A 16,676-nucleotide genomic window follows, 5' to 3' on the forward strand; every position below is an offset into this window, starting at 1 on the left:
GACAGTCTTTTAATTTTTTGTTGCATAAGAAGTGATGTTATGTAGTAAAAAAGAAATAATTTTAGAATTCCACCTGTCCTCATGATGAATCGTATAAATGTTACGTTGAAATTCAAATTCAGGGATGGGTATGTAGCGTAGTTCATTTCGTTGTACTTCTTGTTCAATAGCAAGTTTAGAAATAAAGGCAACCCCATTACCGTATTTTAAAATTTGTTTCATCGTTTCTAATGAATCTAATTCAATTTCTGATTGGAATGTAATATTATGAGCTAACATCCATTTTGTAAGTAAATCTCTCGTTGTAGATGGATTACGATGTAGTAATATGCGTTCCTTTTCGATATCTTGTAATGATACATTTTCTTTTTTTGAAAAATGATGTTCTTTGGAGAAAGCAAGAACAAGTGTATCAGGCATTACATTCGTCTGTTTTAAAAGTGATTCATCAAACGGTGCTGCTGAAATTACACCGAGATCAATTTCATGATTTTGTAGCATCGTTCGAATTTCAGGAGCTGTTTTTACCATGAGTGTTATTTTTATATTTGGAAATTCACATTGAAATTGATGAACAATTTCTGGTAAAAGATATGTCGCTGGTACATAACTAGCGCCAATTGTTATAGCTCCTTTATGAAAATCTTTAAACTCTTGCGTGACTCGCCTAGCTTCTTTCATAAGCGCATCTATTTTACAAGCATAATGATGCAATGCCTCACCAGCCTCTGTTAAGAAATATCTTCCAGAACGTAATTCAAATAAAGGTACACCGAGTTCCTCTTCTAAGCTTTTTATATGGAATGTAATAGTAGGTTGTTTAACTCCAAGCTGTTCTGCAACAATCGTGAGCTTTTTGTATTTCTTAATAAGCACTACAATTTCTAATTTTAAGAGATTCATGGCAAGTTGCCCCTTTTTCTTCTAACTATAGAAAAAATCTATAGAAATAAATAGTTTATTAGAAGTTTTTTAATTTAATCTTTACAGTACATTAACATTCAGTATAAATCTTCCATATAGAATGAAAGCAGGTTAAGAGTGAGGGGAGAGAGGTGAAACGATGGATATTAAAATTAGTGGATTAGAAAAATCATTTGGAAAAGTACAAGCGTTAAAGCCGTTACAAATTATGATGAAACAAGGTGAATTCACCACACTGTTAGGACCTTCGGGATGCGGGAAAACGACATTACTCAGAATGATTGCAGGACTGGAAGAGCCAGATAAAGGTGAAATATATTTTGGAGATACGTGCATGTATTCTTCTTCTAAAAAAATAAAAACATCTCCTCATGAACGTAATATCGGTATGGTATTTCAAGATTTTGCTTTATGGCCACACATGACTGTATTTGAAAATGTTGCATTTGGTTTAAGAGCTACAAAGCAAACGAATCAATTACGGGAAAAAGTAGAAGAGGCAATAAAGCGAGTTCGCTTGCAAGGAATGGAGAAAAGATATCCGCATGAACTTTCTGGCGGACAGCAGCAACGTGTCGCATTTGCGAGAGCAATTGTAACGAAGCCACATTTCATTTTGTTTGATGAACCGCTCAGTGCACTCGATGCAATTTTGCGAGAAGAAATGCGGTTAGAGCTTATGGATATCGTTCATTCCATTGGTTTAACGGCATTGTATGTAACGCACGATCAAACAGAAGCTATGTCAATGTCAGACCAAATTATTGTCATGAAACAAGGAGAAGTATTACAAAAAGGAACACCAGAAGATATTTATGTGAAGCCATCTCATGAATTTGTTGCAAAATTTGTTGGTAAGGCAAATTGGCTTGTAGAGGGTAAACAAATGGTTCGTCCAGAGCATGTGAGCTGGACAAAAAATGAAGTGTGTGAAATGTATACAGGTGAAGTCCAGCACGTTACATATGTAGGAGAGCGTTATGAAGTGAAAGTAAATATGGGGACACTCGGAATATGGACAGCTTATCACAATAGTAAGATAAGCATCGGAAAGCCAGTATCGTTATATGTACCGAAAAAATGTATTCATCATATAGGGGGAGAATCGTATGAAGAAATTCAGTTCGCTTAAGTCGTTATTTATATGTACTTTATTATTTTCTGCCGTAGTAACAGGGTGTAGTTCAAAGACAGGTAATGCAGATGCAAAAAGTAAAACTACGAATGAAAAGAAGATTGTTGTATATAGTGCAGGACCAAAAGGATTAGCAGAAAAAATTCAAAAGGACTTTGAAAAGAAAACGGGTATAAAAGTGGAAATGTTTCAAGGAACAACAGGTAAAATTTTAGCGAGAATGGAAGCCGAAAAGAAAAATCCAGTCGTTGACGTAGTCGTACTTGCATCTTTACCAGCGATGGAAGGATTAAAAAAAGATGGACAAACGTTAGCTTATAAAGAAGCGAAACAAGCTGATAAGCTTCGTTCTGAATGGTCGGATGATAAAGGACATTATTTTGGATATAGTGCTTCAGCGTTAGGAATTGTGTATAACACAAAAAATGTGAAGACAGCGCCTGAAGATTGGAGCGATATAACAAAAGGAGAATGGAAAGGGAAAGTGAATCTTCCAGATCCAGCACTTTCAGGTTCAGCTTTAGACTTTGTGACAGGATATGTGAAAAAGAATGGAAAAGATGGATGGAATTTATTTGAACAGCTTAAGAAAAATGAAGTTACAGTAGCAGGGGCAAACCAAGAAGCGTTAGATCCAGTTGTAACAGGAGCAAAAGATATGGTCATTGCGGGTGTTGATTATATGACGTACAGTGCAAAAGCAAAGGGTGAACCAGTTGATATTGTTTATCCAAAAAGCGGAACAGTTATTAGCCCACGTGCAGCAGGTATTATGAAGGATAGTAAAAATGTAAAAGGTGCAAAAGAGTTTATTGATTATTTATTATCAGATGATGTACAAAAACAAATTTCTAAAGCGTATTTATTACCCGGTAGAACAGATATAAAAGCGGAAAATAGACCAAATGTGGAAGAGATTCCAGTATTACATATTGATTGGAAAACAGTTGAGAAAGAACAAGATGAAATAGGAAAACAATTTAAGAAAGTATTTCAATAAGATGGTGATTACATGGTAAATCGATTTGGATCAGTAAGGCAAGTTGGGATGACGGTAGCGTTGTTACTTGTGGCGATGTTAATCGTCATTCCGCTTTTTCTCATTTTACTTTCTAGTGTATATGAAAATAGTAGTTGGAATTTTTTAAAGCCGTTTGAAGTGATGCAGAGTGGTGGATTAGCTGGGATTTTTCTAAATTCGATGCTTCTAGGTGTACTCGTAGTAATAGGGGCAACTATCTTTGCATTTCCACTAGCTTTCATTATGAGCAAAACAGATGTTGGAAAGCATAGCAAGTTAGATATTGTTTTTATGATTCCATTTATGACACCGCCGTATATTGGATCGATGGGCTGGATTTTGTTCATGCAACCGAACGGCTATTTTGAACAGTTTTTTCCGATGCTAAAGACGGTTTCATCTTCGTTCTTTAGCTTAGGAGGTATGGTTTTAATTATGAGTCTGCATTTATTCCCATTTCTTTACTTCATGTTGAAGAATACATTACTTCAAATTGGGAGTAGTAAAGAAGAAGCGGCAGCAGTTCATGGTGGAAGCTTTTTCTATCGTTTAAGAAAAATAATATTACCGTTATTAGTATCAAGTTATGTAATGGGCGCTTTACTCATTTTCGTAAAGACGATTGCTGAATTTGGAACACCGGCTACATTTGGACGAAGAATCGGATTTCATGTGTTAACATCAGAGATTCATAAATTTATTTCGAGTTGGCCAATTGATTTTAGTAGTGCAACAGCATTATCTTCTTTATTACTTAGTGCATGTATGCTCATTTGGTATATGCAAAACGTATTAAATCGAAAGTATTCATATGCAATGGTTAGTGGAAAAGGTGTGAAATCTAAAAGGTACACTTTGTCTATATATGTGCGCGTTGTAGCATGGGTTTATGTAATTGGTTTATTAATCGTATCAATTGGAATCCCGTATTTTTCTATACTGATTGCTTCTTTGTCAAAATTAAGAGGCGGAGGCTTACAGTTACATAACTTTACAACGAGTCATTATGAAGCATTATTTACAATCGGATCTCCAGGATTAGAAGCTCTATGGAACAGTTTTCTTTTTTCACTTATAACAGCGATTATTGCTGTTATGATTGGCGTCTTTTTAGCACTTATGATTCGAAAGGGGAAAAAGTCCTCTGAAAAATGGCTGGATATGTGCGGTATGTTACCGAACATGGTACCAGGAATCGTAATGGTTGTAGGGCTTATTTTATTTTGGAATTCCCCCTATATGCCCCTGTCCATTTACAATACACCAGTCATGGTAATCGTAACGTACGTTGTTCTTTTTTTACCTTATACAGTGCAGTATGTAAAAGCATCGCTCGGGCAAATTGATGATTCTCTCGTGCAGGCAGGAAGTATTTTTTCTGGGAATTATATGTATATTTTTAGAAAAATAATATTCCCTCTTATTATCCCGGGTATTCTTGCCGGATGGGCGATGACATTTACAATCTCGATAAGGGAGTTAGTAGCATCGCTTCTCGTACTACCTCCATCGGTAGAAACGTCAGCAACATTTATTTTTGCTCAATTTGAACAAGGAGAAGTATCTATTGGAATGGCGATGGCTGTCGTTTCAGTTGGACTTACAACACTATGTTTATTACTTCTGCAGCATATGGAGCACAAACGAAAAGGGGTAGCATGATGAGGGTAGAAGTATGGGGAGGAGCGGGAGAATACGGTCGCTCCTGCTACTTCGTAAAAAATAAAGAGACAAAAATATTATTTGATTGTGGTATTAATCGGTCATATAAGGATAGTTATCCAAAAATAGAACGAGAAGTTGTACCGTTTTTAGATGCAGTATTTTTGTCACATATTCATGAAGATCATACGATGGGCTTACCTTTATTAGCGAAGTATGGATATAAGAAAAAAATATGGACAACTCGTTATACGAAGGAGCAACTCCCAGCTTACTATGAAAAATGGAGAAACTACAATTTGGCGCAAGGATGGCATGTACCTTATACCGACCAAAATGTGAAAGATTTAAATTATGTATATATTGATGAGATTAGCAATCCGAATGAATGGGTACAGATTACTCCTACATTGCGTTTTCAATGGGGGTATAGTGGGCATGTATTAGGAGCTGTTTGGTTTTTAGTGGATATGAGTCATACATATGTATTCTATTCTGGCGATTACTCAGCAGAGTCTAACATATTGCGAGCTAATTTACCTGAGAAGTTGCACGGCGATATAAAAGTCGCAATCGTAGATGCCGCTTATCATACTGATGATGTTTCGCAACATGAACGAATAAACGAACTATGTACAGAAATTGAACGCGCCGCCGGGAATAAAGGGATAACATTACTACCATTGCCCCCCCTTGGTAGGGCGCAAGATATCGTATTGTATTTATATAAAAAATATAAAGAACTCCCTATTATAGTAGATCAAGAAATTTTGGATGGATTTCAACAGATGTTCGCATATAAAGATTGGATCAAAAATAATGAAGAACTTGAAGAGCTAATGGAGAGTTTAAAAAGAAACATAATAGTTATGGATGATGACAGCGGTACGCAACATAGTTATGGAATAGTTGTAATGAGTGATGCGAATATGCAAACGAAGCGAGCGCAGTTATATTATGAACAACTTCGGCATGACGAACGAAATTCTATTATCTTTACTGGACATATTGCGAAAGGGAGTTTTGCAGAAAAAGTTTTGAAGGAACGTGTAGGTAAAGAATGTAGGGTGAAGCGAGTTCCATATAAAGTTCACCAAAGTATAAGAGATGTGAAAGAGATGTTAAATACATTATCACCAGAACATACGGTGTTAGTACACGCTTTGAAAGAGGATACGGATCGATTACAGAAAAAGCTTAGCACCGCAGGGTATGAAAATGTATATTCACTTACTATGGAACGAATAGAAGTCATTTGAAATGTAAAGGGGATAGGTATATGAAAAGCGTATTTGTATTCGTAAGTATTTTCTTTTGTTGTTTCCTTTATAACGTTAAGGAAGGATTTGCCGCTAGTCCAATGACACCTAGTTTTGAAGTGAAGTTATTATTAAAGCCAGAACAAGTACTAGGTCCTAACAAAGAGATGAAGCAAGATGTACTAGAGCATTTCCAGGCTGGTACAAATTATGAAAGAATACAAGTACAGTTTTTAGATACTGCAAATAAAAATTTAAGTAATGAAGGCTGGTTTGCCAGAATACGAAAGAAAGAATTTAGTAAAGATTTTGAGCTAACATATAAAAAAAGATATCCTATTCCAAATGGTGTAATTCAAGATGCACTAGAAGTAGCTAAAAAAGAAGGATTCGATAGTAATACGGATAGTTATGAGGCGGAAATAGACTGGGGATTTGAAAAGAAAACGTTAAGTATTTCAAATAAGAAAAGTTACAGTGCGAAAGGATATGGAGTACTTGATTTACCAAACGAAAAAGCTGCTCAAAACATGTTAGTAGAAAAGTTACCAGGGAAAATGAACAAATGGTTGTATACGAATTGGGGAGAAGAGATGTTAAGGGATTCCCGTATTTACGGTCCTGTATTAATGAAACGGTATACAGGGGAGTTTGAAAATAGTAAAACGAATATTGAAGTGTGGCCACTAAGTAATACTGGGAAATTAGAAGATGACTTCGTAATAGAAGTGTCATTTAAAACAAATGAAGAAAGTATTGCGACAAAACAAAGGGAATTATTAATGGCGAGTTTAGAGAAAAAAGGCTGGTTGTTACCGAAAGATAGTTTGAAGACAGAGCTTATTTTTCAGTAAATAGTAAAAAGGAATCCATATGCCATGGATTCCTTTTTATATATGAGTATTAAGCTAAATCATGTACAGAGATAATAAAGTTGTTTAATTTACAATAAAGTCATTTAAAAAATAATATAGTTGTTTAAAAATCCTTCTTCTACTAACGAGGCAGGTTAGTGGAAGAAATAGCAAGTGGGTTTAACTAGGAGAAGTGTCGATGACATTAAAGAAGACACCGAGGTGTCTTCTGTTTTTTAAATTAAAAATATCGATAAATTAGGATTTATTTACTTAACATTATACTTATTTTTGGACCGAGGCATCTAATCGCTGAGTATATACAAACCAAGTAATGCTTGTTGTTAATAATGTTGACGAAATTAAAGCTGTAAGAACACTATATGTTTGCCAAATAAGTATCGTTGACCAATCGAAGGCAAAAAACATTATACACTGGGCAATCGTAGCGATTAGGAAAATAATTGTTACGATTGTTCTCTTTTTTGTCATCGGCTGCTGCTCATTCGTTTTCCTTTTTCTTAATCCTAAGAAAAATAACAGAACGGCTAATAGGCAAAGAATAATTGTGGTAGACGACAAAATGATGTCCAAAAGCTGTCTGCCGCTTATCTCATATGACTGAGTTAGATTGCCGTTTAATATATTTTTAACTTTTAGTACCAGGTTTATATTGGTATTTGCGCCGTTGCTCAGTAAGCAGATGGCTGTTCTTTCATTTGTCAGTATGGCTACTTTGGTACTAAAATTTGGATTACCCCCATTGTGTTCTATAAAAGTTTGTTCGGCGTTTACCGACCAACCTGCCGCATAATACATATCATTGACAGCCGAAACAGACATATCACCCCTATGTGATTTTTCGATGGCCCTGTGAAATATTTCGGGTATGTCCTGCACGATACCCATCTGTATGCCCATCCAACGCGCCATATCTTTTGTATTAGAAATGATATAGCCGGCAGGTTTATTCCCAGCATAATCCGGAGCGTTAAATGGAGTTGTTATAAAAAAAGAAGAACGGTAGCCCTGTGCTAACTGTCCAGTGGCTTGAGCATCTTCTTTATAAACATACGTCTGGTGAAGACCTAAGGGTAGAAATACCTGTTCCTTCATAAAGTCTTCATAGCTTTGTCGTGATACAATCTCAATAACTAAACCCAATACATCATAATTAACGGTTCCATAGTTATATTGTTCACCGGGAGAGAACGCCAATTCTGCATCTACCAGCGTTTCCACAGTCTTTTGCAACATATCAGGCGTATTACCTTGTGGAATATTTTGAGTATGTCTAATATTTGTTAGGCCGCTGGTATGGTGAAGAAAATTATTTAGTGTAAGGTTTTGCATATCAACAGGTTTACCTTGATACTTTAACGTAAACCAAGGTAAATATTTTTGGATAGGATCAGTCATTGATAGCAGCCCTTGCTCTTCCAATAGCAAAATCCCCATACCAGTAAAAGCTTTACTCACCGAGGCCAACTCATAGAGTGTATTTTCACTTGCAGACAATCCCTTTTCAAGATCTGCATACCCAGAAGAAAAGTAGAACACTTCACCATCAGCAAGTATTGAGATTGACATTCCAGGCACACCTGATGTACGACGGGCATCATCTAGCAATGCTTGTATTGCCTCAGATTTCGAATCTGACAACGCATAACTTTGTGATGCGAATCCTGGGAATAATATAAATATCGTTAATACAAAAACAATAGTCTTTTTCATACACTCTCCTTTTTGAAGAATTATAAGGATATAAATAACTTATTTTTATAACTATAAACTAAATTCTAATTTATCTTTCTATTTACCTATATAATATGAAATAATTGTGAAGAGTTACACTTAAACTAACGGGGGCGTTAGTTCAATAAGAAGTAAACAACTTTATTATTCGTTTTTTAAGCATTACATAAGCAGATGGATATAATTTGAAACAACTTTAAAGAGGCTTGCTGCATATAGAATGTAGTAAGCCTCTTATCTTTTTTAGTCAAAATTCAATAACTTTATTATCACTATACAAATCAGCTGACACGAACATATCACTATTTTGAAGATTTTTAGAGCGTAAACTATAAGCAACTACCTTCTTTTTATATTGTTTTACAACATCAACATGCTCTTCATGACTGTAAATATAAAATGTGAAATCTTTTTTACCACGTTTTGCATGGATAATTAAAGGAGTGCCTTCATTATGGGGTGGTGCATAATAGCGATCTAAAAATAAACCTTCGTTAAAATCATGAATAATTTTTGATTTCTGTTCGCCTTCTACGTTATTTCCGTGAATTGTAATAGTCACATTCTCTTCTTCAAGTTTTGGATGTGTTTCGTACTTGCTAATAATGGATTCAATAACAGTGTTAGGAAGGCTAGAAACGATAATTTTAAATGCTCCAAATACAACTAACATTACAATAAACCAAGTCGTCATAGTATATCATCCCCTTTATTCTATTTAATAATATAACTCATATGGTAATAGTACATATGGTGAAGTTTTGTATAATTTGTGAAAAATATGTCATTTTTACGAACGAAATATTAGAAAAATCAATTTTGTTACAAAAAGTTGAAATTGAAGTATTTTAAAAGAAAAAGGTTTATAATAAAAATATAACTAATAACCACATTACTAATTATAAGGAAGTGTAACTATGAGTACTGTAGCAATCGTATATGGTATTATTCTTTCCACAATTATTGTTTTGTTTTTTGTTGGGGTTTCACGTTATATTCATAAATGGAAAGAAGGCGTTGCGAAATTAAATCACATTGAAGAAGAACTTAGTGATTTAATGTTACATCATGGTAAGTAAAAAGTTTATTTTTAGCTAAATAATGTGAAGGATATCACAAAACATGCTTGTCTAATGAAGGCATGTTTTTTTGTTGTTTAAGAAAAGAAGTAATTTTGTATAATTAATCTAAATATTACTTAAAAAGGTAAATTTATTTAGTATAATATATAATATATTCATTTTAGGGGGAGTATTATGAGGGGGTTAAAAATTGTTAGAACTATAGCTGGAATTACTATAGTAGGCTGTATAGCTTTCTTTTCAGTGAAGGAATATGTCAATTCCAAAGAAGATTCTAATTATGTGCTAAATTACATAAAAGAACATAAGGATGATAAAACAACTTCTTTAATTATTAAAAGAAATGGTAAAACATTGACATCAATAAATGAAAAAGAAAAATTACCGCTAGCAAGTATGTCGAAAATCGTTATAGCAATTGAATATGCTAAGCAAGTAGCTGGAGGGAAAATAAGAAAAGACGAGCAAATTTCATTGAAAGAATTAGAAAAATACTATGTGAAAAATACTGATGGTGGTGCACACTCTGCATGGCTAGATGATGTAAAAGCTAAAGAGTTAGTGAAGGGTGGTCAAACTTCTTTAGAAGAAGTAGTGAAAGGAATGATCCATCATAGTTCGAATGCAAATGCATCATATTTATTGGACAAGCTGGGAGTAGCGCGTATAAATGAAAGTTTGAAAGAGTTAGGCTTAAATAGTCACGATGAATTTTATCCAACGTATACAGGGGCACTATATATGAGGGGCTATGTTGAAAAAGAACTGCATATTCCTCAAAATAAAGCATTGGACAAGCTACGTAATATGTCTAATGATGAATATGTTAAGCATGTATGGCAAATACATGAATGGATGAAAGACGAGAAAGAATGGGCAAAACACGATATATCGTTAAAAGCCGATATGGACTCTCAGCGTATTTGGTCAGATCGGTTTGTAGGTGCAAATGCGAAGGATTACATGAGTTTACTGGAAAAGATAAATAGCAGAAATTATTTTACACCACAAATGCAAGGTGAGATTGAGAATATATTTAAAGGAACCGTAGGAGAGGGTATGTTCGAATTTGCTGGACAGAAAGGTGGTTCTACGGCATTTGTATTAACAAATAGTTTCTATGGTACTGATAAAAAAGGGAATAAGATTGAGATTGTCTTTATGATGAACAATTTGAGTGAAAAAGCATTTGAAAAACTTCTAAGTAATATGGATTACTTTACTCGAGATATTGTCATAAGTGAGGAATTTAGAAATAAATTATAATGAAATAATTTTATTATGTAAACAAAGGAGCGCTTATGAAAAGCGCTCTTTTTAAATACAGGATTCCCCCATCTTATTATTGAATATAGATTGAAAATAAGAAAGGAAGTTGAATAATGACAACAATATATTTCGTTCGCCATGCCCATTCTACCTATACAAAAGAAGAACGGGAGCGTCCTTTATCAGAAAAAGGACACTTGGATGCAGAGAATGTAACAAACTTATTAAAAGATAGACATATTGATGTAGTGATTTCAAGCCCGTACAAAAGAGCAATTCAAACTGTACAAGGAATTGCGAATACATATGATGTATCGATACAAATAGAAGAAGATTTACGAGAAAGGTTATTAAGTTCAGAGTCAGTAACAGATTTTAATGATGCAGTCCAAAAGGTGTGGGAAGATTGGGATTTTGCACACGAAGGCGGAGAATCGAATGATGTAGCGCAAAGGCGTGCTGTAATATGTATGCAAAATATATTAAAAAAATATAAAGATAAGAATATTGTAATAGGAACTCATGGGAATATTATGGTATTACTCATGAATTATTTTGATTCAAAATATGATTTTCGATTTTGGAAAACAATTCGTATGCCTGATATATTTAAGTTGAATTTTCATAATGAAGATTTAGTTTCTGCCGAAAGGATAGAGAATACGGGTCATCAGATAAATAATTTGTAAAAGTTTATCAAAAAAAGAGGAAAGAGAGATGTTATTGTAGAAGTATGACTTTGTAACATAAAAAATATATGTTAAAGGAGGCTGTTTACATGTTTGAGAAAGAGAAAGAAGGGCTTATTGAAGTTCACAACGTATATGAAATTGCACCAGCAGATGGAACAATTATAGGTATGGCAACGGAAGAAGAAATGGAAATTGCTGCTGAGCTAGAGCTGCAGTACTATGCCCATTCTCGTTTGTTAGAAACAAATATTCAGTTAGACGGTTCCTCCTACAAAGAGTTACTTCAGGAGTTCCAGGAGTACGAAAGAAAATCAATGAGCTTTTGGCGAGCAATACATAAGCGTTTAGCTGTGCCATGGGCATGGGTATTACGTATTGACGTTGCGAATGGTCCTATATATGTAAGTAATGGGAATGCGTATTACGAAGAAATCGATGATGAAGAAGATTATGAATAGATAAGTAAGGAAGCAACTTTAGTTGCTTCCTTTTTTTATTCGTACAGATTGAACAGCCTCAATAATAATATCTGGTCGATCATTTTCTATTCCGTGACCAGCATGTTCAGCAAGTATATATTGGCTGTTTATTGAGAGTTGTAATTGTTCATGAATCAGTTCTTGCCACATTGCTTCAAGTTGTGTCGCTTCCTCTTTTTGCATGCCGCCCTCAGTCAACTGAGTAATAGAATATTGAGGGTCTCTACCGATAACGATTAAAGGTACTTCTAATGTTTTATAGAGTTCTTTTATTGAGCGAGCACAATTTTTCCACGTAGATAGTTCAGAAGCTGTCGCTTTATATAATGTAGGAGAGGTAGAAAATTCAATGTACTGTCTTGATTGATTAGCGAGTATTGGCTTTAGTTCATTAGAAAGCATGTCTACATCCATTTTAGAGTATGTATTATATTTTTGAAGCCACATATCATCCGAATCAGTCTGATCAGAAATTGGTAAATGAAGTTCATCTAATCGGTGTAAGTTCATGGATGTAGAATCAACTAAAATAAGTGCTTGCAACTTATCTTCATGTAACATCGCAAAATGTTGTGCACATAAGCCTCCGTAGGAATGACCAATTAGAATGATAGGCTCGTGAATAGCTAATTTCTGTAGTAACATATGTAATTCTTTTGTCACTTGCCTTATAGTACGCGAATCATTTCCTAGTTCACTTTTTCCGTAACCAGGGCGATGGTAGGAAACGACTGTAAAGTGCTGTGAAAGCTTTTCGATAATAGGAAGCCAATCATAAAATGAGCAAGTCATTCCGGTTTGAATGACTACCGTTTGTTTACTACTTCCTTTTATATATACTTCTATAGTTTGCCCTAATACCTCTACAAGTTTATAAATAATAAACCCTCCTAACTAAGCTTGAAATAATTTTTGACAAGCAAAAACGATACACCAAACGCTTATACCAAACAGGACCGATGTACTAAGTGAAAAAGAGTTTTTTAGACCAATATAGACGATAAATAATAGTAGTGCGGATGCAGGAAATCCATATAATACGCCTATAGCAAATTGACTTAATTCTTGTTTGTTCCCGCCTTCGAAAGAAATCCAAAACAGGCTCAGTAAACTAACGAGAGGAAGGGCAGCGATAAACCCGCCAATCGTACTATAATGTTTAGCTACTTCAGTAATAACACCGATAATAAGTGCCGAAACGATTACTTTAACGAGGAAATGCATACTTTGCCTCCTTCGCTAATAATGAAAAAGCTTTTTCAATTAATTGTTGTTCTTCTTTCGATAACTGCGATTCTAATATTTTTATCTTTTCTTTATCTAGTAAAGTATGCTTTTCTAATACTTCAATGCCTTCTTTCGTTAAAGTAAGGTTCACAACTCTTTCATCTTGTTTGTTTCTTTCTTTCATGATATAGCCTTTTTGAATAAGGCGCTTTACGTGTTCAGAAGCTGTGTTATGAGAGAGAGTAAGCTCAGTAGCAACTTTTCCAATTGTTATTTCTTTCTCACGAGAAACGATTTGTAAAATACGAATAGCTTGGTGAGAAAGATTGTCTTCATATTCATATCGTAAGTGATAATAAATGTTCTCCCAATGCTGATTGATGTCTTTCATAATAATAAATCCTCCTGTTTTTATATCGTATATTAAGATATATTCGTTAGTGTAGAAATAAAATCCTTTTATTTGGATAAAAAATGTTGAAAAAGTTTATTTTTATTGAAATATAAGGTAATCTATGTGTAAAGGTATACATTTAGCAAGAGAGAGGATGATAGCTGTGAATACATTCAAATGGATGAGTCATGAACAGATGTATGTAGATGAAATACATGTTGAAAAATGTGGTCCTCTTTCAGTCGGCGTATATGGGGGAAATCAAGAGAGTGATGCATATGAACGAGGAGATGCGGTGCTTGCTTGGTGGGATCCTGAATTACAATTTGAATTTGTTATGATTTTTGATACACATCACAAAACAAAAAATATAGATTATATAGTAGAAGCAATTTCGGAAAGAAAAGAGAAACTAAAAGAGTTATTTTCCTACCCGATACATTTAGCTTTTCATCATACACATATGTATTTGTTAGCTTTATTTACAGATGAGCTGTTTATTGAAAAATGTGATCAAGATGATGAGGAACTCGCATGTTTAATATGTTTGCGAAAAGGCGAATTTTTATATTGGTTATCAGTTGGTAATTGTTTCGCATATTTATTCCATTCTGAGAAAACGAAGAATGGGAAAGGGCGATTAAATAAACGGAAGAATTACGAATATATCGGTAGGAAAAATATTTTTGCAGCAAATACACCTTGCTTTACGTCAGGTGTAAGAGGATTAGAAAAAGGAATGAATCACATCGTAATGGCAACGGACGGTATTTTAGAGTGTGATAAACGAAGGTTTGATGATGACCAATCTTTAATAGAAATATTACACGACGGAAGTTGCTTACAGATTGAGCCAGTATTAACAAATGTACTGCAGTGGAAAGGTAGAGATTGTGCCACAATTATTGGATGGTCCATTGACACTGAAAATAAACGATGTGCTAATTAATATAAAAGGAGTTCAAGGTTTTTATCCTTGAACTCCTTTTTTTAAGCAATATGGATGTGATACGTTTTTAACCATTCATTTACTTGTAGCATGTATTCCATAGCACTTCTTGCTTCGAAATTGTTAATTTCTTTATTACTCTGATCGGCAATAGCAAGTAATGTGGAATGATTAATAAGTGAGAAAATAGGATTGTTTTTATTACTGCACATGTCGAGTGATAAATGACGAATTTTTTGTAAATAATGTGGGTCTTGTGAAGTTGGATACGCACTTTTTCTTCTATTGCGTACATCGTCAGGTAAAACAGGTTTCAGTGCTCTACGTAAAATACCTTTTTCAATATTATCAATGCTTTTTATGTTGAAAGGAACGTTCCATAAATATTCAACTAATCGATAATCGCAAAACGGTACACGAACTTCAAATCCTACAGCCATACTCATACGGTCTTTACGGTCAAGTAAGAACGGAAGAAATCTCGTTAAAAATAAATAAAACATTTGACGTTGTTTCGCGGATTTTTTACTTTCACCTTCAAGAGTAGGTACTTCAAGTATCGCTTCTTGGAATCGTGTATCAATATAGTTTTCTAGATTACATTGGTTACTTATTTCATGTAGTAGAAGAGGAGATGTATTTTTCCAATTTGTTAGCCAAGGAAATTTATCTACATATAGTAATTCTTCTTGATGAAACCAAGGATATCCACCGAATACTTCATCAGCAGATTCTCCCGATAAAGCTACGGTCGCATCTTTTTTCATTTCGCAAAATAGTAAATATAGTGAAGTTTCCATTTCGCCAGCACTCGGTAAATCTTTTGCACGGAGGGGAACGAATAAGTGATTAGCTAATTCTTCAGCATTCACAATAATATCATGATGAGATGTCCCTACATGTTCAGAAACGCGTTTTACCCAAGGAGCGTCTAAACCAGTGCGAGCAAATGTCAGCTCGAAATCTTTTGCGCTATTTACAAAGTCAACGGAATACGTATGAAGTGTTTTATTTTCAGCAGCAAATTCTTTTCCTGCTAGTGCAGTAATACCGCTAGAATCTAATCCTCCTGATAACATGCAAACGAGAGGAACATCGGCAATTAATTGTCTTTTTACTGTATCTTGTAAAATAGATAAAATATGTGATGATGTATCTTCTATAGAATCTGTATGGACCTTACTTTCTAAATTCCAATACTTCGTAACTACTTTTTTATCACGTGTAAACGTTATAGAATGTCCAGCACGCACTTCTTGAATATGTTTAAAGACGCCACATCCTGGAGTTCGAAATAACCCTAATCCAAATATTTCATTTATGCCATCCGTATCAATTTCAGCAGGGACAGATGGATGAGCTAATAATGCTTTAATTTCAGATCCGAAAATAATACTGTCATTTCTTTCTGTATAAAAGAGTGGTTTTACGCCTAAATGATCACGTGCTAAAAACAGTTGTTGCTTCTGATCATCCCATAAGGCGAAAGCGAAAATGCCGTTTAAATGTTGTACGCAGTCTTCTTTCCATTCTAAATAAGCATGTAGTAACACTTCTGTATCTGAATGCGTTTCAAATGTATGACCACATTTCCTAAGTTGTTCTCTCAGCTCACGGAAATTATAAATTTCTCCATTATACGTAAGAGCATACGTATAATCACCAGTACGAAATGTCTTCGGTTGCGTTCCGCCTTCTGGATCAATTACGATTAACCGACGGTGTGCAAAGGCCGCACGAGGTGAAAACCAAAACCCTTCAGCATCCGGACCGCGATGCTGAATACGATTTGCCATCTTTTTTAAAATAACATGTTGATTTGAAAGGTCTTCTTTCCAATCTACCCAACCTGTAATTCCACACATACACATCTCATCTCCTAATTTTAAATAGTAGATTAACGAAATAAAATGTACACTAAGTTAAAGAATGACTATATAAATAGTGTACTACATGAATCAAATTGCAGACTTG

Annotated in this window: 18 protein-coding genes; 11 read left to right on the forward strand and 7 right to left on the reverse strand. The window is 34.5% G+C overall.

All coding sequences use genetic code 11. The features are described from left to right. Positions 1 to 9: 9 nt before the first annotated feature. On the reverse strand, positions 10 to 903 hold the full coding sequence (locus NST14_RS08920) for a LysR family transcriptional regulator (RefSeq protein WP_001050629.1): 894 nt from the start codon (positions 901 to 903) through the stop codon (positions 10 to 12). Positions 904 to 1,063: 160 nt separating this feature from the next. On the opposite strand from NST14_RS08920, the gene NST14_RS08925 reads away from it, so the two are divergent. Genes NST14_RS08925 through NST14_RS08945 form a run of 5 tightly spaced genes read left to right on the forward strand, consistent with a single transcriptional unit; the run spans position 1,064 to position 6,855 of the window. Continuing rightward, complete coding sequence (locus NST14_RS08925; protein WP_000351825.1) at positions 1,064 to 2,056, forward strand: ABC transporter ATP-binding protein; 993 nt, start codon at positions 1,064 to 1,066, stop codon at positions 2,054 to 2,056. Continuing rightward, entirely contained in the window at positions 2,034 to 3,059 is a 1,026-nt protein-coding gene (locus tag NST14_RS08930) for an ABC transporter substrate-binding protein (RefSeq protein ID WP_073541826.1), read from the forward strand. The genes NST14_RS08925 and NST14_RS08930 overlap by 23 nt, the downstream gene beginning before the upstream one ends. A 12-nt stretch (positions 3,060 to 3,071) precedes the next feature. After that, complete coding sequence (locus NST14_RS08935) at positions 3,072 to 4,742, forward strand: ABC transporter permease (RefSeq protein ID WP_044790328.1); 1,671 nt, start codon at positions 3,072 to 3,074, stop codon at positions 4,740 to 4,742. Beyond that, positions 4,739 to 6,001 (forward strand): MBL fold metallo-hydrolase, encoded by a 1,263-nt coding sequence (locus tag NST14_RS08940; protein ID WP_033671937.1) that lies wholly within the window; start codon positions 4,739 to 4,741, stop codon positions 5,999 to 6,001. Before NST14_RS08935 ends, NST14_RS08940 begins: the two co-directional genes overlap by 4 nt. A gap of 20 nt (positions 6,002 to 6,021) precedes the next feature. Then, the gene (locus NST14_RS08945; RefSeq protein WP_000843594.1) at positions 6,022 to 6,855 is read left to right on the forward strand and encodes a hypothetical protein; all 834 of its coding nucleotides are present in this window, start codon (positions 6,022 to 6,024) and stop codon (positions 6,853 to 6,855) included. A 285-nt stretch (positions 6,856 to 7,140) separates the two neighbouring features. On the opposite strand, the gene NST14_RS08950 is transcribed toward NST14_RS08945, so the two are convergent. Both NST14_RS08950 and NST14_RS08955 read right to left on the reverse strand, forming a co-directional pair. Further along, positions 7,141 to 8,589, reverse strand: a complete 1,449-nt coding sequence (locus tag NST14_RS08950; protein ID WP_073541825.1) for a serine hydrolase domain-containing protein — start codon at positions 8,587 to 8,589, stop codon at positions 7,141 to 7,143. Between the two features lie 268 nt (positions 8,590 to 8,857). Then, positions 8,858 to 9,304: a YfmQ family protein gene (locus NST14_RS08955; RefSeq protein WP_000214587.1), complete on the reverse strand. Its 447-nt coding sequence runs from the start codon at positions 9,302 to 9,304 to the stop codon at positions 8,858 to 8,860. 41 nt (positions 9,305 to 9,345) lie between these two features. Here NST14_RS08955 and NST14_RS08960 point away from each other — a divergent pair, with 41 nt between their 5' ends. The 5 genes from NST14_RS08960 (at position 9,346) to NST14_RS08980 (ending at position 12,111) form a co-directional block, all read left to right on the forward strand. Further along, complete coding sequence (locus tag NST14_RS08960) at positions 9,346 to 9,462, forward strand: multidrug transporter MatE (RefSeq protein WP_073541824.1); 117 nt, start codon at positions 9,346 to 9,348, stop codon at positions 9,460 to 9,462. Between the two features lie 65 nt (positions 9,463 to 9,527). Further along, the gene (locus NST14_RS08965) at positions 9,528 to 9,689 is read left to right on the forward strand and encodes a hypothetical protein (RefSeq protein WP_000108701.1); all 162 of its coding nucleotides are present in this window, start codon (positions 9,528 to 9,530) and stop codon (positions 9,687 to 9,689) included. Between the two features lie 177 nt (positions 9,690 to 9,866). Then, positions 9,867 to 10,958, forward strand: coding sequence for a serine hydrolase (locus NST14_RS08970; protein WP_073541823.1), 1,092 nt, complete (start codon positions 9,867 to 9,869; stop codon positions 10,956 to 10,958). Positions 10,959 to 11,074: 116 nt separating this feature from the next. Then, positions 11,075 to 11,650 carry a histidine phosphatase family protein gene (locus NST14_RS08975; RefSeq protein ID WP_073541822.1) on the forward strand — a complete coding sequence of 192 codons (576 nt, stop codon included), beginning with the start codon at positions 11,075 to 11,077 and terminating at the stop codon, positions 11,648 to 11,650. An 89-nt stretch (positions 11,651 to 11,739) separates the two neighbouring features. Next, the gene (locus NST14_RS08980) at positions 11,740 to 12,111 is read left to right on the forward strand and encodes a hypothetical protein (RefSeq protein ID WP_000461770.1); all 372 of its coding nucleotides are present in this window, start codon (positions 11,740 to 11,742) and stop codon (positions 12,109 to 12,111) included. Positions 12,112 to 12,129: 18 nt separating this feature from the next. On the opposite strand, the gene NST14_RS08985 is transcribed toward NST14_RS08980, so the two are convergent. The 3 genes from NST14_RS08985 to NST14_RS08995 are packed head-to-tail and all read right to left on the reverse strand — an operon-like array spanning position 12,130 to position 13,750. After that, on the reverse strand, positions 12,130 to 12,966 hold the full coding sequence (locus tag NST14_RS08985) for an alpha/beta hydrolase (protein ID WP_033674038.1): 837 nt from the start codon (positions 12,964 to 12,966) through the stop codon (positions 12,130 to 12,132). Between the two features lie 60 nt (positions 12,967 to 13,026). Further along, positions 13,027 to 13,356: a DUF3147 family protein gene (locus NST14_RS08990; RefSeq protein ID WP_000545633.1), complete on the reverse strand. Its 330-nt coding sequence runs from the start codon at positions 13,354 to 13,356 to the stop codon at positions 13,027 to 13,029. Next, the gene (locus tag NST14_RS08995) at positions 13,340 to 13,750 is read right to left on the reverse strand and encodes a MarR family winged helix-turn-helix transcriptional regulator (protein ID WP_000651919.1); all 411 of its coding nucleotides are present in this window, start codon (positions 13,748 to 13,750) and stop codon (positions 13,340 to 13,342) included. Before NST14_RS08995 ends, NST14_RS08990 begins: the two co-directional genes overlap by 17 nt. Before the next feature lie 124 nt (positions 13,751 to 13,874). Here NST14_RS08995 and NST14_RS09000 point away from each other — a divergent pair, with 124 nt between their 5' ends. Continuing rightward, positions 13,875 to 14,702 (forward strand): protein phosphatase 2C domain-containing protein, encoded by an 828-nt coding sequence (locus tag NST14_RS09000; protein ID WP_002163702.1) that lies wholly within the window; start codon positions 13,875 to 13,877, stop codon positions 14,700 to 14,702. Positions 14,703 to 14,743: 41 nt separating this feature from the next. On the opposite strand, the gene asnB is transcribed toward NST14_RS09000, so the two are convergent. Next, positions 14,744 to 16,567 (reverse strand): asparagine synthase (glutamine-hydrolyzing), encoded by a 1,824-nt coding sequence (gene asnB, locus NST14_RS09005; RefSeq protein ID WP_073541820.1) that lies wholly within the window; start codon positions 16,565 to 16,567, stop codon positions 14,744 to 14,746. Positions 16,568 to 16,676 lie beyond the last annotated feature (109 nt).

It is taken from the genome of Bacillus sp. FSL W8-0519 (assembly GCF_038005585.1).
In the GTDB taxonomy this organism is placed as follows: Bacteria; Bacillota; Bacilli; order Bacillales; family Bacillaceae_G; genus Bacillus_A; species Bacillus_A paranthracis.